The following is an 18,354-nucleotide window of genomic DNA, read 5'->3' as shown; positions in this document are numbered from 1 at the left end:
CCACGGGTCTTGCTTGTCAATGCCCTCGGGCTCGGTCACGGTCGCGCACGCGCCGCATCGGGCGCGGTGTCAGCGATCGAGGGCGTTGGTGGACTGGTACGGGATCGTCTTCGAAGTCATCGACCTTCGGTCGTTCTCGAACCTGTGGTTCTGGATCGCGCTCGCGGTCATGTGGTCGACCACCAGCCACTGGGTCCTGGGCGTGCCCTTCGACATGGTGGGGCGCGCGGCGCGGCGCGGCGGCACGGCGCAGGACGACCTCGAGGCGCTGGTGCGGATCAACACCGCACGCATCCTCTACATCGCGCGCGAGAGCGGGCTGATCCTGACCGCGGCCGGGTCCTTCGTGCTGACGCTGCTCGCGGTCCTCGGCTTCTGGTTCCGGATCGAGTTCGCGCAGGCGCTGTTCCTGCTCGGCCTGCCCATGGCGGTGGTCGCGCTCATGTCGGTGCGCACCGCCGCGCGGATCCGCGGCCGCGACCTCCATGGCGAGGCGCTGCGGCGTGCACTCACCCGGCACAGGTTCGCGGTGCAGGCGGTGGGCGTGACCTCGGTCCTCGCCACCACGCTCTGGGGGATGTACGTGAACTTCACCGTCGGGCCGCTCGGCGGTTGACGCCGGACGGCCGGCGCGCCATGTGACGCGGGCCATGGCTCCCGACCGCAACAAGCTGACCCACCTGACCCTCGGCGGAGCGCCGGAAGGGTTCGACGCAACGCTCGTGCTGAACGAGGTCGCCCGCGCGGAGGGGCCCGTGATCCACGTGGCCCGCGACGACAAGCGGCTGCAGCAGATGCGCGACGCGCTCGCCTTCTTCGCGCCCGACATGCCGGTGGTGCACTTCCCGGGCTGGGACTGCCTGCCCTACGACCGGGTGTCGCCCAATGCCGACATCTCCTCGGCGCGCATGGCGACGCTCGCGGGGCTCGTGCACGGGATGCCGGGACGCTTCGTGCTGCTGACGACGCTCAACGCGGCGACGCAGCGCGTGCCGGCGCGGGCGACGCTGCGCGAGGCGGCGTTCACCGCGACGGTGGGCGGGCGCATCGACGAGGAGGCGCTGCGGGGGTTCCTCGTGCGCATGGGCTTCACCCAGGCGCCGACGGTGATGGAGCCCGGCGATTACGCGATCCGCGGCGGCATCATCGACATCTACCCGCCGGGCGAGGGCGGTCCGGTGCGGCTCGACCTCTTCGGCGATGTGCTGGACGGTGCGCGGCGCTTCGATCCCGCAAGCCAGCGCACGACCGAGAAGCTGTCGGTGGTGGAGCTTGCGCCGGTATCCGAGGTGATCCTCGACGAGGACGCGATCCGGCGGTTCCGGCAGAACTACCGCATCGAGTTCGGTGCCGCGGGCACCGACGACCCGCTTTACGAGGCGGTGAGCGCGGGGCGCAAGCACCAGGGCATGGAGCACTGGCTGCCGTTCTTCCACGAGGAGCTCGAGACGCTCTTCGACTACCTGCCGGGGGCGCCCGTCTGCCTCGACGACCGGGCCGAGGCGGCGCGCACCGCGCGCTGGGAGGCGATCGAGGACCAGTACGAGGCGCGGCGCCTCGCCATGGCCGACAAGGCCCGCATGGACAGCGTCTACAAACCCTGTCCGCCGGGGCTTCTCTACCTCGACGAGGCGGCCTGGACGGGGGCGCTCGCGCATCGCCGGGCGGTGCGGTTCCACCCGCTGCCGCAGGCCTCGGGGCCCGGGGTCGCGGATGCGGGCGGGCGGATCGGGCGCAACTTCTCGCCCGAGCGCCAGCAGGAAAGCGTGAGCCTGTTCGGGTCCCTGGCGCAGCACCTTCGCGCCAAGATGGAGGCGGGGCCGGTGGTCGTCGCCTCCTATTCGGAGGGCGCGCGCGAGCGGCTGTCGGGGCTCATCGAGGACGAGGGGCTGGCCGAGACGATCCCCATCGCGGACGGCACGCGGATCGGCAAGCGCGGGCTGCACCTCGCGGTCTGGGCGCTCGAGCATGGCTTCGAGGGGCCGTGGGGGCCGAGGGGCGAGTCGCGACTGACGGTCGTGTCCGAGCAGGACGTGCTGGGCGACCGGCTGATCCGGCAGCCGAAGAAGCGGCGCCGGTCCGAGAACTTCCTGAGCGAGGTGCAGTCGCTGACGCCGGGGGATCTCGTGGTGCACGTGGACCACGGCATCGGGCGGTTCCAGGGGCTCGAGGTCATCACCGCGGCGGGCGCCGCGCATGAATGCCTGACGCTCGAATATGCCGAGGGCGCGCGGCTCTACCTGCCGGTGGAGAACATCGAGCTCCTGTCGCGCTACGGCCACGAGGAGGGGCTGCTCGACAAGCTGGGCGGCGGCGCATGGCAGGCCAAGAAGGCCCGGATGAAGGAGCGCATCCGCGAGATGGCCGACCGGCTGATCCGGATCGCGGCCGAGCGCGCGCTGCGGAAGGCGCCGATGCTCGAGCCGCCGCCGGGCGCCTGGGACGCCTTCTCGGCGCGCTTTCCCTACGAGGAGACCGACGACCAGCTGCGCGCCATCGAGGACGTGATGGCCGACCTGCAATCGGGCCACCCGATGGACCGGCTGATCTGCGGCGACGTGGGCTTCGGCAAGACCGAGGTCGCCATGCGCGCGGCCTTCGTGGCGGCCATGTCCGGCGTGCAGGTGGCGGTGATCGCGCCGACGACCCTCCTGGCGCGCCAGCACCTGAAATCCTTCCGCGACCGGTTCCGCGGCTTCCCGCTGGAAGTGCGGGGCCTCTCGCGCTTCATCGGCGCCAAGGAGGCGGCGCAGACCCGCGAGGGGCTGGCCAAGGGCACGGTCGACATCGTCGTGGGCACCCATGCGCTCCTGTCGAAGAGCGTGAAGTTCCGCAACCTCGGGCTACTCATCGTCGACGAGGAGCAGCATTTCGGCGTGACCCACAAGGAACGCCTGAAGGCGCTGCGCTCGGACGTGCACGTGCTGACGCTGACCGCGACGCCGATCCCGCGGACCCTGCAGATGTCGCTGACCGGCGTGCGCGACCTGTCGATCATCGGCACGCCGCCGGTCGACCGGCTGTCGATCCGCACCTACGTGTCGGAATTCGACGCGGTGACGATCCGCGAGGCACTGCTGCGCGAGCATTACCGCGGCGGGCAGAGCTTCTACGTGGTGCCGCGCATCTCGGACCTCGCGGAGGTGGAGGAGTTCCTCAGGGAGCAGCTGCCCGAGCTGAGCTACGTGGTGGCGCACGGCCAGATGGCGGCGGGCGAGCTCGACGACCGGATGAACGCCTTCTACGACGGCAAGTACGACGTGCTGCTGGCGACCACGATCGTCGAATCGGGGCTCGACATCCCGACCGCGAACACGATGGTGGTGCACCGCGCCGACATGTTCGGGCTCGCCCAGCTCTACCAGATCCGCGGCCGGGTCGGGCGGTCCAAGACGCGCGCCTATGCCTACCTGACCACCAAGCCGCGCGGCAAGCTGACGGCCACCGCGGAGAAGCGCCTGCGCGTGCTGGGCTCGCTCGACACGCTCGGCGCGGGCTTCACGCTGGCCTCGCAGGACCTCGACATCCGCGGCGCCGGCAACCTGCTCGGCGAGGAGCAGTCGGGGCAGATGAACGAGGTGGGCTACGAACTCTACCAGTCGATGCTGGAGGAGGCGATCTCGAAGATCCGCTCGGGCGAGACCGAGGGGATCGCCGAGACCGACGAGCAATGGGCGCCGCAGATCAACCTCGGCGTGCCGGTGCTGATCCCCGAGGATTACGTGCCCGACCTCGACGTGCGGCTCGGCCTCTACCGGCGGCTGTCGGCGCTGACCACGAAGGTGGAGCTCGAGGGCTTCGCCGCCGAGCTCATCGACCGTTTCGGCAAGCTGCCGCGCGAGGTGAACACGCTGCTTCTCGTGGTGCGCATCAAGGCCATGTGCAAGCGCGCGGGCATCGCCAAGCTCGACGGCGGGCCCAAGGGCGCGACGATCCAGTTCCACGAGGACCGCTTTGCCAACCCCTCGGGGCTGGTGGAGTTCATCAAGGCGCAGGACGGCCTTGCCCGGGTGAAGGACAACAAGATCGTGGTCCGCCGCGACTGGGGCCGCGACAAGGACAAGATCCAGGGCGCCTTCGCCATCGCCCGCGACCTGGCCGAGAAGGTCCGGGAAGGGCGCGCGGAGGCGAAGGCCGGGGCGGAGCGCGCGCGGGCCTGAGCGGGGCGCGCCGCCGGCGCCCGGGGCGGGGAGCGGGCGCCCGCGACCGCGCGGCGGCCTGCCTCCGGCGGGGATATTTCCGCCAAGAAGAAGTCGGGGACGGGGCGCACACCCCGCCCTGCGCGCCTCAGCGCGCGGGGCGGTCCGCGCGCAGCGCCGCGAGCAGGCGGTCGAGCGCGGGGTCGGTGAAATCCGCGATGCTGTCATGCGCGCCCGCCTCGAGCAGCGCCTCGTGCCCGAGGCTCGAGCGCAGGCCCATCACGTGCACGCCCGCCGCGCGCGCCGCGCGCAGGCCCGAGGGACTGTCCTCGAAGGCGATGGCGCGCCCGGGCGGCGTTCCGAGCGCCGCGAGGGCCGCCAGGTAGGGATCGGGATGCGGCTTGGCACGGGTGCATTCGTCCCCGATCACCACAACCGGGAACCGGTCGCGCACGCCGATCGCGTCGAGCATCGTCTCTGCGTTGCGGCGCGGCGCGTTGGTGACGAGCGCGGTCGGCCAGCCCGCATCGCCGGCGCGGTCGAGGAGCGCGCCGAGGCCCGCGGTGGGCGTGACCCGCGCCGGCAGCCGCTCGCGGAAGCGCGCCTCCTTCTCCTCGCTCAGGGCGTGGGGGTCGGCATCGGGGAAGTCGCGCGAAAAGATGTCCGGGTTGTGGCGGCCGTGGATGTTGGCGAGGTAGTAGGCCGCGTCGATCTCGCGGCCGCGCTCGGCGTAGAGGTCGCGGAAGACCCGTTCGTGCAGCGGGTCGGAGTCGAGGAGCGTGCCGTCGAGGTCGAAGAGCAGGGCGAGCGTCATCGGGCGGCGCGCCCCTCGGTGCAGGCTGTCATCGGGTTCTCCGGGAAGTCGGGGTCTGGGGGATCATGTGCGGGCACGCGAGGATCGCCCGGCGCGCCGCCGGGCGCAAGCGGAGGATCGCCCGATCGCGCGCCGGGGTGTCGCGTTTGTGCCCCGGGGGCGCGGGCGGGCCCGCACCCTGCCGCCGCGTCCCGGGGCGCCCCGGTCCCGGTGCCCTTGCGCGGTGCCGCCCGCACGCGTATCCTGATCCCAAGTTGATATCGGAAAGGCGCACGAACATGGCGCCAAAGCGTCCCGGAGGTGCGGGCGCTTTCCCGAAACCGGTCGAGAGTCCCGCGCCCGAACGGCCGGATCCGGGCGAGCTTTATGCCGCGCTGGATCTCGGCACCAACAGTTGCCGCATGCTGATTGCCCAGCCGAAGGGCAGCCAGTTCCATGTGGTCGACAGCTTCTCGAAGTCCGTGCAGCTCGGCCAGGGGCTCGAGCACACGGGGCGGCTGTCGCGTGCCTCGATGGGACGCACCATCGCGGCGCTGCGCGTCTGCCAGCAGAAGCTGCGGCGGCACGAGGTGGCGCGCATGCGGCTCGTGGCGACCGAGGCCTGCCGGCGGGCGCAGAACGCCCGCGCCTTCATCAACCAGGTGCGGCGCGACACCGGGCTCGCGCTCGAGATCATCGAGCCCGAGGAGGAGGCCCGGCTCGCGGTCATCTCCTGTGCGCCGCTCGTGTCCACGAAGACCGAGCAGCTGCTCGTCGTGGACATCGGCGGGGGGTCGACCGAGCTGGTCTGGATCGACCTCTCGAGCGTGCCGCACCGGGACCGGCCGCGGGCGATCATGCGCCTGCACGCCGGGTTCCACACCGCCGACAGCCCGTTCCCGGCCGCGAAGGTGGTGGACTGGATCTCGGTCCCGCTGGGGGTCGCGACGCTGCGCGACCAGTTCTCGGACGTGGAGGACGACGCGGCGCGCTACGCGCTCATGTCGTGGTTCTTCGAGGAGAACCTGGCGGAGTTCGCGCCCTACAAGGACGAGCAGACGCGCGAGGGGTTCCAGATCGTGGGCACGTCGGGGACGGTCACCACGGTGGCGGCCTCGCATCTGGGGCTGAAGCGCTACGACCGCACCAAGGTCGACGGGCTGCGCATGACCTCGGACCAGATCGAGGCGGTGATCCGCCGCTACCTGGAGCTCGGGCCCGCCGGGCGCAGGCGGGACCCCCGGATCGGGCAGGACCGGCAGGCGCTCATCATGTCGGGGGCGGCGATCCTGCAGGCGCTCCTGCGCTGCTGGCCGACCGACCGGCTGTCGGTGGCCGATCGCGGCCTGCGCGAGGGGCTGCTCTACGCGCAGATGACCGCGGACGGGGTGCTCGAGGACGGCCCGTTCTGACGCGGGCCGGGCGCGGGGTCGGGCGCGGCGCCCGGGCCCTGCCGCGGAGCGAGGGCGCCGCCCTCGCGCTCCCGGGATATTTCTGCCAAGAAGAAGCCGAGACGGACGGGATCCCCCCGGGCTGCGGCGCGCGCCGCGCCGCGGGGTCCCCTGCACAATGCGAGAACGGGATGATGGCGCGGAAACCGGGTGACAGGAAGAGTTCGGGGCGCGGGCAGCGCGACCTGAAGGTCAAGGTGAAGACCGCGCGCGGGCGCAAGCTGTCCTCGACCCGCTGGCTGCAGCGGCAGCTGAACGACCCCTACGTGAAGCGCGCGCAGGCCGAGGGCTATCGCGGGCGGGCGGCGTTCAAGATCCTCGAGCTCGACGAGCGCTACCGCTTCCTCGTGCCGGGGGCGCGGGTCGTGGACCTGGGCTGCGCGCCGGGCGGCTGGTGCCAGGTGGCGGTGCCGCGGGTCAACGCGCTCGGGGAGAAGTCCGGGAAGGCGGTGGGCCGGGTGATCGGCATCGACCTGCAGGAGGTCGAGCCCATCGCGGGGGCCGAGCTGCACGTGCTCGACTTTCTCGCCGACGGCGCGGACGACCAGGTGAAGGCCTGGCTCGGCGGCCGGGCGGACGTGGTGATGTCGGACATGGCGGCCTCGTCCTCGGGGCACAAGCAGACCGACCACCTGCGCATCGTGGCGCTGTGCGAGGCGGCGGCGGAGCTGGCCTTCGACGTGCTGGAGCCGGGCGGCACCTTCGTGGCGAAGGTGCTGGCGGGGGGCGCCGAGGTGGGGCTGCAGACGCTGCTCAAGCAGCGGTTCGACAAGGTGGCGAACGTGAAGCCGCCGGCGAGCCGGGCGGATTCCTCGGAGAAGTTCGTGGTGGCGACGGGCTATCGCGGCCGGCCGGTCAGCGACCCCGGGACGGCGGAGCCGGAGGCGTGAGCGAGGCGAGGGCGGCGGCGAGGAAGGCCTGCGCCACTTCGGGCGGCGGCGGCGCGTCCCGGTCCGCGGGCGCGCGGCACGGCTGGGCGAGGAGCGCGAAGAGGCGGGCGCGGGGCGTCGTGGCCCGGGTCTGGGGGGCGGCGTGCTGCATGCCACCGTCCTGGCGCGCGATTGCGGCAGCGCCGGACCGGATCCGCGGCGGGTCCGCGGCGTTTTCGGCGCTGGCGCTGGTCCTCGCCCTGGCCGGCTGCGGCGCGCGTGGCCCCGGGCCCGAAGCCGCGGCGCCGCTGCGGCAGGACGGGGCGCCGGTCGCGGCGCAGGTCGATGCCGATGCCGCGCGGCTGCAGGGCGACTGGGTCGTGGTCGCGGGCGCGGGCGTGCCGCAGGGCGCCGCCGTGCGGTTCCTGCCCGGGGCGGTGGAGATCGCCGGGACGCGGCATCCGCTGGTGGAGACCGGCCCCGGGCGGTTCTCGGCCGGGGGGCGGGCGCTCTGGGTGCACTGGCTCGATGCCGACGCGCGCACCGCGGCGCTCGGGGACCCGGAGGGGGGGTGGGTCTTCGTGATCGACCGCACCGGCGCGCCGGGGGAGCGGCTCGCCGCCGCGCGCACCATCCTCGACTGGTACGGCTACGACCCGCGCGCCACCGGCGGCGCCTGAGGGCGATCAGGCGGTGCCGTCGCCCAGCGCCTCGGCGAGGGTGGCGAGCACCTGGTCGGCGGCGGGTTCGGCATCGACCACCCGGCGGTTCAGCGCGAAGCGGAGGTAGGTGCCGTCGATCTGCCCCGCGAGCCGTGCCGCGACCGCATCGGTGCGCGCGCCCACGAGCGGGCGCAGGTCGTGGGCCAGGTTCGAGTGCAGGCGCCGGTGGTAGAGCGTGAGCAGGCGGCGCGCCTCCTCGGAGGTCTGTGCGAGCACGTAGAAGTTGAGCCAGGCCGCGACCGCGCCGCCCTCGAACTGGTTGTCGGCGAAGCTCGCCCGCACGATCGCGGCGAGGCGCGCGCGCGGGTCGCGGCCCGCCGCCCTGAGCGCGGCCGCGACCCCGCGGCCGTAATCGCGCAGGATCGAGCGCATGGAGGCGAGGAACAGCGCCTCCTTGTCGCCGAAGTAGTGGAAGGCGAGGCCGGGCGAGACGCCGGCGCGGCGGGCGATCTGCCCGACGGTCACGTTGAGGGTTCCGGTTTCCCCGATCTCGCGCACCGTGGCGGCGATCAGATCGCGGCGGCGTTGCACGTCCTTGGCCATGTGCCTGTAAACCTTGATAACTTAAGTGTTGATGTTCGGGACCCAATCTAGGATTAATTGACCCGTCAATCAATAGTCACGTGCCGGGCCGAGGCAGGCGGGCGCGGGAACCGGCCGGCCCCGGCCCTTCCGCGCCGCACCGTGCCGCCGATGCCCGGCGCTCAGGTACGGGGACCATGCAATGCTCGATCTTCTGACAGGCTACAAGATCCCCGTGGGCGAGACGGCGGAGACGATCTTCGACTGGGTGCGGGCCAATCTCGGCGCCGCGCTCGACGCGCTGTCCTGGCTCATGGAAACGCTCATCGACGCGATCCTCTGGGTGCTGGAGACGCCGCATCCCTTCGTGGTGATCGCGGCCTTCGTGGCGCTGACCTTCGCGCTGCAGCGGAACTGGAAGGTCGCGGCCTTCGTGGGGGTGGGCTTTCTCTTCATCCTCAACCAGGGCTACTGGGACGAGACGCTGGAGAGCCTGACGCTGGTTCTGTCGGCCTGCGTGGTCTGCATGGCGGTGGGCGTGCCCATCGGCATCGCGGCGGCGCACCGGCCGCGGCTCTACACCGCGCTCCGGCCGGTGCTCGACCTGATGCAGACGCTGCCGACCTTCGTCTACCTGATCCCGGCGATCGTGTTCTTCGGCATCGGCATGGTGCCGGGGCTGATCGCCACGGTGATCTTCGTGGTGCCGGCGCCGATCCGGCTGACCTATCTCGGCGTCTCGTCGACGCCGCAGGCGCTGCTCGAGGCGGCGCGGGCCTTCGGCGCGACACCGCGGCAGGTGCTGTGGAAGGTCGAGCTGCCGAGCGCGTTCCCGCAGATCATGGCGGGGCTCAACCAGACGATCATGCTGTCGCTGTCGATGGTGGTGATCGCGGCGCTGGTGGGCGCGGACGGGCTCGGCGTGCCGGTGGTGCGGGCGCTGAACCAGGTGAACACCGCGCTCGGCTTCGAGAGCGGGTTCGTGATCGTCGTCGTCGCCATCATGCTGGACCGGATGCTGAACGTGGGAGCGCGCAAATGACCACCGCCGTCAAGATCGACAATGTCTCCATCGTGTTCGGCGACGAGCCGCAGACCGCGCTGCCGCTGATGGACGAGGGCCTCGACCGGGCGACGATCCAGGACCGCACGGGGCAGGTGCTGGGGGTGCACGACTGCACGCTCGCCGTCGAGGAGGGCGAGATCCTCGTGCTCATGGGCCTCTCGGGGTCGGGCAAGTCGACGCTCCTGCGGGCGATCAACGCCCTGAACCCGGTCGTGCGCGGGTCGGTGACGGTCAACGACGGCAAGCGGACCTGCGACGTCACCCATGCCTCGCCCGGGGAGCTGCGCCGGGTGCGCCGCGACGGCGTGTCCATGGTGTTCCAGCAGTTCGGGCTGCTGCCCTGGCGGACGGTCCGCGACAATGTGGGGCTCGGGCTGGAACTGGCCGGGGTGGCCAAGTCCGAGCGCGCCGAGCGGGTCGAGCGGCAGCTGACGCTCGTGGGCCTCGACGGCTGGGGGGACCGCAAGGTGGGCGACCTCTCGGGCGGCATGCAGCAGCGCGTGGGCCTGGCCCGCGCCTTTGCCACGGACGCACCGATCCTGCTGATGGACGAGCCGTTCTCGGCGCTCGATCCGCTGATCCGCACCAAGCTGCAGGACGAGCTTCTGGACCTGCAGCGCAAGCTGCGGCGCACCATCGTGTTCGTGAGCCACGACCTCGACGAGGCGTTCAAGATCGGCAACCGCATCGCCATCATGGAAGGCGGGCGGATCGTGCAATGCGGCAGGCCGGCGGAGATTTATTCCTCTCCCGCAGACGATTACGTGGCGGAGTTCGTGGCGCACATGAACCCGCTCGGAGTCCTGACCGCGCGCGACGTGATGGAGCCCGCCACGGGGGCGCCGGAGATCCGGGTGCCCGCCACCCTGCGGGTGACCGAGGTCATGGCGAGGGTCACCGAGGCACAGGGGCCCGTCGGCGTCGAGGAGGACGGGACGCTCATCGGGCAGGTCAGCGAGCGCGGGCTGCTGCGCCGCCTGGTCGACCCGCAGGCGGCGGCGCGCGCGCAGTAGCCCCCCCGTCCGCGCGCCCGGCATGGCGCCGCCCGCCGGCGCGCGCTAGGCTCGGGGCGCGAGGGCAGAGGGACCGGAGCGCCGATGCAGACCACAGCCGCCGCCGTCACCATGGTGCGGGACGACCCGTTCTTCCTGTCCCACTGGCTGCGGCATTACGGGGAGGCGTTCGGGCGCGAGAACCTCACGGTCATCAACCACGGCGGCGGCGCGGAGGTCGCGCGGCTGGCCGAGGGGTGCAACGTGGTGGCGATCCCGGGCACCGCGCACCGCAATTTCGACGCCAAGCGCTGGCGACTCCTGAACGGGATCGTGTCGGGGCTGTCGGGCTACTACGACTTCGTCGTGGTGGGCGACGTGGACGAGCTGCTGGTGGTGGATCCGGCCGCGGGGCTCGGCCTGCGCGCATTCCTCGACACGCTGCCCCGGCGCACGGTGCACACGCCGGTGGGGCTCGAGGTGATCCACCGCGTGGATCGCGAGCCCGAGCCGATCCGCGACCGCATCCTCGGGCCGCGCCGGCATGTCCGTCTCGCGCCGCACTATTCCAAGCCCTGCGTGCTGGGGATCGGCACCAGGATCGCGCGCGGCGGCCATTTCACGCAGCATCCGAGCCTCAGCACGCCCGAGGCGCTGTACCTCCTGCATCTGAAATACTGCGACATGGGCGTCTATGCCGCGACCATGGACCAGCGCAACCGGATGGCGGCCGAGACCGGCGCGGGCGTGAAGGAGGCGATGATCGGCCGGCACTGGTTCGCGGAGGCCCGAGGCGAGGACCGCGCGCTGTTCGAGGGCTTCGCGGGGCTCGAGACGCGCGAGGCGTTCCGCCTCGCCTGGGTGCGGCGCAAGATGCACGAGACCTGGGCCGAGCGGGGGCACGGGCTCTGGCAGTTCGAGCGGCCGGACCATCCCTACCAGTACGTGCTGCCCGAGCGGTTCATGGGGCTCGTCTGACGCGGCGCTCAGAGCGGGTGGGCAGCGAGAAAGGCGGCGAGCGCTGCGGCCGTTTCCTCCGGGTGCTGGTCGGGGAAGAAGTGCCCGCCGGGCAGGGCCGCGTGCCGCATGTCCGACAGCCGGGGCGCCCAGGTGGCTGGCACGTCCATGGCCCGCGCCATGGCCCCGTCGCGGCCGTAGAGGACGAGCGCCGGGCAGTCGACGGTGCGGTCGAGGTCGGCGGCGTCGTGGGGCATGTCCACGTCGATCGCCGCGCGGTAATCGTGGCACATGGCCCGGATCGAGGCCGGGTCGCGCCACGTGCGGCGGTATTCGGCGAGGAGGTCGGGTGCGAAATCCGACAGCTCTGCCTTGCCGAACCCGAGGAGGCAGCGCTCGAAATAGGTGTCGGGATCGTGGCCGATCAGCGTCTCGGGAAACGGGTCCGGCTGGGCGAGGAAGAACCAGTGGTAATAGGCGCGGGCCACGTCCGCGGTGATCGTGGAAAGCAGGTGGTGCGTCGGAACGATGTCCATGACCGCAAGCGTCGCGACGGCGCCGGGCGCATCGAGCGCCACGCGGTGCGCGGTGCGCGCGCCGCGGTCGTGCCCGGCGAGGTGGAAGCGGTCGAAGCCGAGCGCGGCCATGAGGCGGATCATGTCGCGGCCCATCGCGCGAAAGCTCATCTCCTCCATCCGGGAGGGACGGAAACTGTCGCCGTAGCCGCGCAGGTCCGGGGCGACGACGGTGTATGTCCGCGCGAGCTCCGCGGCGATCGGGCGCCACATGGCGCGGTTCTGGGGAAAGCCGTGCAGGAGGAGGAGCGGCGGCCCGTCGCCCGTGATGTCGAAGGCGATGGCACCGTCGGGCAGGTCGAGGGTGCGGGTCATGCCCGGGTCCCGCGGGCGGATGTCAGCGCGAGGCCAGCACGAAGTCGGTGAGGTCGATGCCGGTGTGGTCCTCGACGTGCCGGTTCGCCGTCCGCAGGAGCGATTGCGAGTTCTGGTCCATGAAGCCCATGCCGGCCTCGACCACGCTCGGCGGCGTGTAGGCGAGCGCCAGCGCCGCGAGCCCGCCCGCGAGGATCGGCCCGCTGTTGCCGCGCGCGCCGCGGGGCCGCAGCGCGAAGCGCAAAAGGTGCAGCGACACCATCACCGCCGAGATCGCAAGGAGCGCCGAGAGGCCGCCCATCACCCAGCCGTGAAGGTGCTGCGGCAGCGCGCCGCTCGCGAGGCTGGTCCGGACATGGTCGTGGTTCCGTGCCACCGCGGCCACGAGGTAGAGCCAGCCGAAGCCCAGGCCGATCGACAGGATCGGCATGCGCTGCTTCGGGCGGTCGTCGCTCCAGGTCTTTCCGTGCGTCGCGTAGTACGGATCGATCCGCATCACGCGTGCCGAGAAGTCCGCCTTGGTCTGCTTGCGAATGACGTGTCTCATGCAGAGGATACTCGACGGCGATTGTGGCGCAAAAGCGGAGCGCGGCCGGCAACTCGCGGTCGTAAATCCAGATATTTACGCAGGTTTCGCGGGAATTGCGGCGGAATTCGGGCACCCCGCCGCGGGGCCTACGGGATATGCCGTAGACGTGGCGCACCACGCACACCGCGCCGTCAGGCGATGGCGTGGAGGATGCGCGCCCAGCTGCGAATCCCCCTGTGGAACGAGTCGAGGTCGTATTTCTCGTTCGGGCTGTGAATCTGGTCGTCGTCGCGTCCGAAGCCGATGAGCATCGAATCCATGCCGAGGATCGACTTGAAATGGCCCGCGACCGGGATCGACCCGCCGCTGCCGATCAGCGCGGCCTCGCCCGGCCATTCGGCGGTCAGCGCCTTGCGCGCCTGTTCGAAGGCGGGATGGTCGGTCTGCATGACCGAGGCCCGCGAGGCGCCGTGCGCGCGGAAGTCGACCTTGCAATCGGCCGGCACCTGCGCGCGCACCCAGTCGCGGAAGCTGTCGCGGATCGCGTGCGGGTCCTGCTGGCCCACGAGGCGGAAGCTGACCTTGGCCGAGGCGCGCGAGGGCAGAACGGTCTTGAAGCCGTCGCCGGCATAGCCCCCCGAGATGCCGTTGATCTCGCCCGTCGGACGCGACCAGATCTGCTCGAGCGCCGAGCGGCCGGTCTCGCCCGCGGGATCCCGCAGGCCGACCTCGCCGAGGAACGCCTCGTGGTCGAAGCCGAGGCCCCGCCACTGCGCGGCGATCTCGGGGTCGATCTCGGGCACGCCGTCGTAGAAGCCCGGCACGGTCACGCGGCCCTCGTCGTCGTGCAGCCCGCCGAGGATGCGGGTCAGGACCCGGATCGGGTTCATGGCGGGGCCGCCATACATGCCCGAATGCAGGTCCTTGGAAGCGCCGGTGATCGTCACCTCCTCGCCCACGAGGCCGCGCAGCATGGTGACGATGCCCGGCGTGCGGCTGTCGAAGAGCCCGGTGTCGCAGATCAGCGCGATGTCGGCGGAAAGCTCGCGGGCGTTCTGCTCGAGGAACGGCACGAGCGAGGGCGAGCCGGATTCCTCCTCGCCCTCGAAGAAGAAGGTGATGCGGCAGGGCATGCGGCCGGTTTCGGCCGCGATGGCGCGGGCGGCCTCGACGAAGGTCATGAGCTGGCCCTTGTCGTCCGAGGCGCCGCGGGCCCGGATCACCTTGCCGCGCGGGCCGTCCTGCAGTTCGGGATCGAAAGGGTCGCGGTCCCAGAGGTTCAGCGGATCGACCGGCTGCACGTCGTAGTGGCCGTAGAACAGCACGTGCGGGCCGTCGCCGTCCACATGGCCCACCACCATCGGATGACCGGGGGTCGGGCGCTTCTCGGCCGCGATGCCGAAGGACGCCAGGTCGGCGACGAGCCAGTCGGCGGCGCGGTCGCACTCGGCCTTGTAGGCGGGATCGGTCGAGATCGAGGGGATCCGCAGGAGGTCGAAAAGCCGCTCGGTGGCGGCGGGCAGGTCGGCATCGATGCGTGCGAGTACGGCGTCGAGCGTCATGGGCGGGATCCTTGTCCGGGGGCTGTCTTTGTCCCGGACGGTATCAGCGCACCTGCCGGTGTCCAGTCCGGTTCAGGTGGTGGTCACGCAGAGCCCCGCGAGGACGAGCGCTGCGCCCGTCGCCTGCTTGAGGCCGAAGCCCTCGCCCATCCAGACCGCGTAGGCCAGCACGATCAGCGTCTCGGCGCCGACGATGGCGAGGTAGAGCACCGACAGGGCGGTGAAGCGCAGCAGGATGACCTCGCACAGGATCACGCAGGCGAGGCCGAGGACGAGCAGCATGATGCCCGCGCGCAGCTGCTGCTCGGCGCAGAGCTTCATGCCGATGGTGGCGACCGCGTAGCCCGAGGCCACGAGCAGCGTGAGGACGATCGTCGAGACCGGTGAGAGCGTCGCGGTCATGTGCGGCTCCGCCATGGACGGCGCCGGCCCGGCAGCGGGGCGCGGCGCACTGGAAAAGGGTTTGGTCATCGAAAGGCCCGATGGTGTCAGGATGTACCCGCAGGGCGGGTCCGCACAGTCCGGTATTCCCGTCCTGCGGCAGCGGGCGGGCGGCGCTATCGTGGCGCGGAGCGGGACGGATCCGAGACCAAAGGACCGGTGGCCGGGGCGGTCCGTACCGGGTCTGATGGGTCCGTAAAAGGTTTCCGATCGGCGCCGCGCGGCTTTGACATGGCGCAAGGATGCGACGCTTGGTCATGGGTTAGACGGTTGTTCGGGGTTTGTGGGTCCTATATCCACAACGGACAACACGCGCAGGCGGCCCCGGCCGCCCGCAAGGGACGGTCGGCGCAGACCTCGCGCCGCGATCTCCGTGGACGACGGAAAGTGGAGGTGATGGTGGACTACACCGCGCAACTGGACCAGGCGATCGGGCGGCTTCACGAAGAGGGCCGGTACCGCACCTTCATCGACATCGAGCGCCGCCGCGGCCAGTTCCCCCACGCCACCTGGCGCAAGGCGGACGGCAGCGAGGCCCCGATCACCGTCTGGTGCGGCAACGACTATCTCGGCATGGGCCAGCATCCCGTGGTGCTGGCCGCGATGCACGAGGCGATCGACGCCACCGGTGCCGGATCGGGCGGCACGCGCAACATCAGCGGCACGACCGTCTACCACAAGCGGCTCGAGGCCGAGCTTGCCGACCTGCACGGCAAGGAGGCGGCACTGCTCTTCACCTCGGCCTACATCGCCAACGACGCGACGCTGTCGACGCTGCCCAAGCTCTTTCCCGGCCTCATCATCTATTCCGATGCGCTGAACCACGCGAGCATGATCGAGGGCGTGCGCCGCAACGGCGGCGCCAAGCGCATCTTCCGCCACAACGACGTGGCGCATCTGCGCGAGCTGCTCGAGGCGGACGATCCCGCCGCGCCGAAGGTCATCGCCTTCGAGTCGGTCTATTCCATGGACGGCGATTTCGGCCCGATCGAGGCGATCTGCGACCTGGCCGAGGAGTTCGGCGCGCTAACCTATATCGACGAGGTGCACGCGGTCGGCATGTACGGCCCGCGCGGTGCCGGTGTCGCCGAGCGCGACCGGCTGATGCACCGGCTCGACATCATCAACGGCACGCTCGCCAAGGCCTACGGCGTGATGGGGGGCTACATCGCCGCGAGCGCCCGGATGTGCGACGCCGTGCGGTCCTACGCGCCGGGCTTCATCTTCACCACGTCGCTGCCGCCGGCGGTGGCCGCGGGCGCCGCGGCGTCGGTCGCGCATCTCAAGACCGACCGGGAGCTGCGCGAGCGGCACCAGACACAGGCGCGCATCCTCAAGACCCGGCTCAAGGGCATGGGCCTGCCGCTGATCGACCACGGCAGCCACATCGTCCCGGTGATCGTGGGCGACCCCGTGCACACCAAGAAGTTGAGCGACATGCTGCTGGAAGGGTACGGAATCTACGTCCAGCCGATCAACTTCCCGACCGTGCCGCGGGGCACCGAGCGGTTGCGTTTCACGCCGTCGCCGGTGCACGGACCCGACGAGATGAACCGCCTCGTCCGGGCCATGGATGAACTCTGGTCGCATTGTGCGCTGAATCGCGCCGAGCTTACCGCATAACGTGCAAATCCGTGTCTAATCCCTTGCGTTGTGATACCGTCCTGTAAATAAGAGCGCGACTCGGACCATACCGGGCGCGCACGTGCAGGCACGGGGCAGACGACGGTGAGATTGAGGCAGCCGCGATGGTAGGGCGGAAACCCCACAGCGAATCCATGCTTTCGGGCGAGGCTCCGCGGGGCTTCGACGACTTCGAGTTGCGCCTCGGCGACGTCATGCGCGGCGAGCGGGCGACGCTCGGGAAATCCCTGCTCGATGTCCAGCGTGAGTTGCGCATCAAGGCGAGCTACATCGCCGCGATCGAGAACTGCGACCCCTCCGCCTTCGACACGCCGGGCTTCATCGCGGGCTACGTGCGGTCCTACGCGCGCTATCTCGGCATGGACCCCGACGAGACCTTTGCCGCGTTCTGCCGCGAGAGCGGGTTCTCGGTCGCCCACGGCATGTCCGAGCGCGCCTCGGTGGTCAAGAAACGCGCCGCCGATGCCGCGCCGAAACCGCAGCAGGCGGCACGCGATCCGTTCAAGCAGCCGGCGCTGCCCTTCGCGCCCGACACCGACGGGTTCCTGTCGCGGATCGAACCCGGCGCCGTCGGCTCGATGCTGGTGCTGATCGCGCTGATCTCGGGCATCGGCTATGGCGGCTGGACCGTCCTGCAGGAGGTGCAGCGCGTCCAGGTCACGCCGGTCGAGCAGACGCCGATCGTGCTGTCCGATCTCGACCCGGTGCAGACCACACGCCCCGCCGCGCCCGAGGAGGAGGCCGAGGCGGTCGAGACCGCGGGCGTCTTCACGCCGCCGTCGAACGAGGCGCTCGACCGGCTCTACCGGCCGCAGGCGCTGGACGTGCCGGTCCTCGTGGCGCGGGACGCGCCGATCTCGACCCTCGATCCCTCGCGCGTCGGTGCCTTCGCGCAGGCGCGCCAGACAGAGCTTCCGAACGTGCAGCCCGCGGGCAGCGCCGCCGACGCGGTGGGCCGCGACCTGGCCGGGCAGTTCGCCGGTCCGCCGGACGCGAGCGCGTTCCCGGGCGGTGCGCCGGGCGTGGCGCTCGTGGCGGTGCGCCCGGCCTGGGTGCGGGTGACGTCGGCCGATGGCCGCACGCTCTACGAGGGCATCATGGACGGCGGCGACACCTGGACGCCGCCGCCGGGCGCCGGCGCGCCGGTCCTGCAGGTGGGCGAGTCGGGCGCCATGTATTTCGCGGTGAACGGCCGCACCTACGGGCCGGCCGGCGACCGCGGCGCGGTGACGTCGGGCCTGACGCTCAGCCCCGACGTGCTGACCGAGCGCTATGCGCTGGCGGTGCCGGCCTCGGATGACGATCTCGGCCGGGTGCTGGCGACGCTGCGGCTCGACCAGAATACGACCGTGGCCGAGGCGGGCCCGCGGCCCGAACCCAAGGTCCTGGCCGACGGGGCGCCGGGCGTGACCGTCGTCGCGGTGCAGGACGCCTGGGTGCGGGTGCGCGACGCGCAGGGGGCCACGCTCTACGAGGCGACCATGCGCGCCGGCGACACCTTCCAGGTGCCGCAGACCGAGAACCCGGCGACGATCCGCACCGGCAACGCGGGCGCGATCTACTTCGCCGCGAACGGGCAGACCTACGGGCCCTATGGCAGCCGGGGCGCCATCGCGGACAACCTCGCGCTCACCGTCGCGGACGTTACGACCGCGCTCGCCGCGGCCGATCCCGCGCAGGACGCGATGCTGGCCAAGGTGGTGGCGGAGCTGACCGGCCCCGCGGGCGAGGGCGTGGCGGTCACCACCGAGTGAGGGCCGGTGCCGCGCCCCCCGTG

At 71.5% G+C, this 18,354-nt stretch carries 17 protein-coding genes; 10 read left to right on the top strand and 7 right to left on the bottom strand.

Translation table 11 applies throughout. From position 1 onward, the window contains the following. Positions 1 to 88 precede the first annotated feature (88 nt). The gene (locus tag RISW2_RS09585; protein WP_043769833.1) at positions 89 to 616 is read left to right on the top strand and encodes a hypothetical protein; all 528 of its coding nucleotides are present in this window, start codon (positions 89 to 91) and stop codon (positions 614 to 616) included. Positions 617 to 650: 34 nt separating this feature from the next. Continuing rightward, positions 651 to 4,160, top strand: coding sequence for a transcription-repair coupling factor (gene mfd / locus RISW2_RS09580; RefSeq protein WP_043769674.1), 3,510 nt, complete (start codon positions 651 to 653; stop codon positions 4,158 to 4,160). A 127-nt stretch (positions 4,161 to 4,287) separates the two neighbouring features. Here the strand turns inward: mfd and RISW2_RS09575 are convergent, their stop codons facing one another. Next, the gene (locus RISW2_RS09575; protein ID WP_043769672.1) at positions 4,288 to 4,953 is read right to left on the bottom strand and encodes an HAD family hydrolase; all 666 of its coding nucleotides are present in this window, start codon (positions 4,951 to 4,953) and stop codon (positions 4,288 to 4,290) included. 278 nt (positions 4,954 to 5,231) lie between these two features. On the opposite strand from RISW2_RS09575, the gene RISW2_RS09570 reads away from it, so the two are divergent. Together RISW2_RS09570 and RISW2_RS09565 are read left to right on the top strand one after the other, a co-directional pair. Next, entirely contained in the window at positions 5,232 to 6,344 is a 1,113-nt protein-coding gene (locus RISW2_RS09570; RefSeq protein WP_043769669.1) for a Ppx/GppA phosphatase family protein, read from the top strand. A gap of 173 nt (positions 6,345 to 6,517) precedes the next feature. Next, the gene (locus tag RISW2_RS09565; protein WP_051491904.1) at positions 6,518 to 7,273 is read left to right on the top strand and encodes an RlmE family RNA methyltransferase; all 756 of its coding nucleotides are present in this window, start codon (positions 6,518 to 6,520) and stop codon (positions 7,271 to 7,273) included. Here the strand turns inward: RISW2_RS09565 and RISW2_RS09560 are convergent. Next, positions 7,239 to 7,424 carry a hypothetical protein gene (locus RISW2_RS09560; RefSeq protein WP_043769666.1) on the bottom strand — a complete coding sequence of 62 codons (186 nt, stop codon included), beginning with the start codon at positions 7,422 to 7,424 and terminating at the stop codon, positions 7,239 to 7,241. The genes RISW2_RS09565 and RISW2_RS09560 overlap by 35 nt on opposite strands. Between RISW2_RS09560 and RISW2_RS09555 the strand changes: the two genes are divergently transcribed. Then, positions 7,423 to 7,932: a lipocalin gene (locus tag RISW2_RS09555; RefSeq protein WP_156943813.1), complete on the top strand. Its 510-nt coding sequence runs from the start codon at positions 7,423 to 7,425 to the stop codon at positions 7,930 to 7,932. The two genes, RISW2_RS09560 and RISW2_RS09555, sit on opposite strands and share 2 nt — an antisense overlap. A 6-nt stretch (positions 7,933 to 7,938) precedes the next feature. Here the strand turns inward: RISW2_RS09555 and betI are convergent, their stop codons facing one another. Then, positions 7,939 to 8,517, bottom strand: a complete 579-nt coding sequence (gene betI / locus RISW2_RS09550; protein ID WP_043769664.1) for a transcriptional regulator BetI — start codon at positions 8,515 to 8,517, stop codon at positions 7,939 to 7,941. 181 nt (positions 8,518 to 8,698) lie between these two features. On the opposite strand from betI, the gene choW reads away from it, so the two are divergent. The 3 genes from choW to RISW2_RS09535 all read left to right on the top strand — a co-directional run bounded on the left by choW (position 8,699) and on the right by RISW2_RS09535 (position 11,532). Beyond that, positions 8,699 to 9,538, top strand: coding sequence for a choline ABC transporter permease subunit (choW, locus tag RISW2_RS09545; protein ID WP_043769661.1), 840 nt, complete (start codon positions 8,699 to 8,701; stop codon positions 9,536 to 9,538). Further along, entirely contained in the window at positions 9,535 to 10,575 is a 1,041-nt protein-coding gene (gene choV / locus RISW2_RS09540; RefSeq protein ID WP_043769658.1) for a choline ABC transporter ATP-binding protein, read from the top strand. The genes choW and choV overlap by 4 nt, the downstream gene beginning before the upstream one ends. Before the next feature lie 84 nt (positions 10,576 to 10,659). Beyond that, positions 10,660 to 11,532, top strand: coding sequence for a glycosyltransferase family 2 protein (locus tag RISW2_RS09535; RefSeq protein WP_043769654.1), 873 nt, complete (start codon positions 10,660 to 10,662; stop codon positions 11,530 to 11,532). Between the two features lie 8 nt (positions 11,533 to 11,540). Here the strand turns inward: RISW2_RS09535 and RISW2_RS09530 are convergent, their stop codons facing one another. The 4 genes from RISW2_RS09530 to RISW2_RS09515 all read right to left on the bottom strand — a co-directional run bounded on the left by RISW2_RS09530 (position 11,541) and on the right by RISW2_RS09515 (position 14,894). Next, positions 11,541 to 12,401 (bottom strand): alpha/beta fold hydrolase, encoded by an 861-nt coding sequence (locus RISW2_RS09530; RefSeq protein WP_043769651.1) that lies wholly within the window; start codon positions 12,399 to 12,401, stop codon positions 11,541 to 11,543. A gap of 22 nt (positions 12,402 to 12,423) precedes the next feature. After that, positions 12,424 to 12,948, bottom strand: coding sequence for a hypothetical protein (locus RISW2_RS09525; RefSeq protein WP_051491903.1), 525 nt, complete (start codon positions 12,946 to 12,948; stop codon positions 12,424 to 12,426). Positions 12,949 to 13,121: 173 nt separating this feature from the next. Beyond that, positions 13,122 to 14,492 (bottom strand): M20/M25/M40 family metallo-hydrolase, encoded by a 1,371-nt coding sequence (locus RISW2_RS09520; RefSeq protein WP_043769649.1) that lies wholly within the window; start codon positions 14,490 to 14,492, stop codon positions 13,122 to 13,124. Positions 14,493 to 14,564: 72 nt separating this feature from the next. Further along, on the bottom strand, positions 14,565 to 14,894 hold the full coding sequence (locus tag RISW2_RS09515; RefSeq protein WP_043769646.1) for a hypothetical protein: 330 nt from the start codon (positions 14,892 to 14,894) through the stop codon (positions 14,565 to 14,567). A gap of 438 nt (positions 14,895 to 15,332) precedes the next feature. On the opposite strand from RISW2_RS09515, the gene hemA reads away from it, so the two are divergent. Both hemA and RISW2_RS09505 read left to right on the top strand, forming a co-directional pair. After that, positions 15,333 to 16,556 (top strand): 5-aminolevulinate synthase, encoded by a 1,224-nt coding sequence (gene hemA, locus RISW2_RS09510; protein WP_043769816.1) that lies wholly within the window; start codon positions 15,333 to 15,335, stop codon positions 16,554 to 16,556. Positions 16,557 to 16,681: 125 nt separating this feature from the next. Beyond that, a complete protein-coding gene (locus RISW2_RS09505) occupies positions 16,682 to 18,331 on the top strand; it encodes a helix-turn-helix domain-containing protein (RefSeq protein ID WP_051491902.1) in 1,650 nt (549 codons plus the stop codon). The last annotated feature ends 23 nt before the right edge of the window (positions 18,332 to 18,354 follow it).

Source organism: Roseivivax isoporae LMG 25204 (assembly GCF_000521865.1).
Lineage (GTDB): Bacteria > Pseudomonadota > Alphaproteobacteria > Rhodobacterales > Rhodobacteraceae > Roseivivax > Roseivivax isoporae.
Note: the sequence above shows the minus strand (reverse complement) of the source record. Positions and strands in the feature narration are given on the sequence as shown.

What these genes read in the sequence shown, in the direction of transcription:
- mfd (WP_043769674.1), top strand. Translation starts at nt 651, where the DNA reads ATGGCTCCCGACCGCAACAAGCTGACCCACCTGACCCTCGGCGGAGCG.
- RISW2_RS09575 (WP_043769672.1), bottom strand. Translation starts at nt 4,953, where the DNA reads ATGACGCTCGCCCTGCTCTTCGACCTCGACGGCACGCTCCTCGACTCC.
- RISW2_RS09570 (WP_043769669.1), top strand. Translation starts at nt 5,232, where the DNA reads ATGGCGCCAAAGCGTCCCGGAGGTGCGGGCGCTTTCCCGAAACCGGTC.
- RISW2_RS09565 (WP_051491904.1), top strand. Translation starts at nt 6,518, where the DNA reads ATGGCGCGGAAACCGGGTGACAGGAAGAGTTCGGGGCGCGGGCAGCGC.
- RISW2_RS09555 (WP_156943813.1), top strand. Translation starts at nt 7,423, where the DNA reads ATGCCACCGTCCTGGCGCGCGATTGCGGCAGCGCCGGACCGGATCCGC.
- RISW2_RS09560 (WP_043769666.1), bottom strand. Translation starts at nt 7,424, where the DNA reads ATGCAGCACGCCGCCCCCCAGACCCGGGCCACGACGCCCCGCGCCCGC.
- betI (WP_043769664.1), bottom strand. Translation starts at nt 8,517, where the DNA reads ATGGCCAAGGACGTGCAACGCCGCCGCGATCTGATCGCCGCCACGGTG.
- choW (WP_043769661.1), top strand. Translation starts at nt 8,699, where the DNA reads ATGCTCGATCTTCTGACAGGCTACAAGATCCCCGTGGGCGAGACGGCG.
- choV (WP_043769658.1), top strand. Translation starts at nt 9,535, where the DNA reads ATGACCACCGCCGTCAAGATCGACAATGTCTCCATCGTGTTCGGCGAC.
- RISW2_RS09535 (WP_043769654.1), top strand. Translation starts at nt 10,660, where the DNA reads ATGCAGACCACAGCCGCCGCCGTCACCATGGTGCGGGACGACCCGTTC.
- RISW2_RS09530 (WP_043769651.1), bottom strand. Translation starts at nt 12,401, where the DNA reads ATGACCCGCACCCTCGACCTGCCCGACGGTGCCATCGCCTTCGACATC.
- RISW2_RS09525 (WP_051491903.1), bottom strand. Translation starts at nt 12,948, where the DNA reads ATGAGACACGTCATTCGCAAGCAGACCAAGGCGGACTTCTCGGCACGC.
- RISW2_RS09520 (WP_043769649.1), bottom strand. Translation starts at nt 14,492, where the DNA reads ATGACGCTCGACGCCGTACTCGCACGCATCGATGCCGACCTGCCCGCC.
- RISW2_RS09515 (WP_043769646.1), bottom strand. Translation starts at nt 14,894, where the DNA reads ATGACCGCGACGCTCTCACCGGTCTCGACGATCGTCCTCACGCTGCTC.
- RISW2_RS09505 (WP_051491902.1), top strand. Translation starts at nt 16,682, where the DNA reads ATGGTAGGGCGGAAACCCCACAGCGAATCCATGCTTTCGGGCGAGGCT.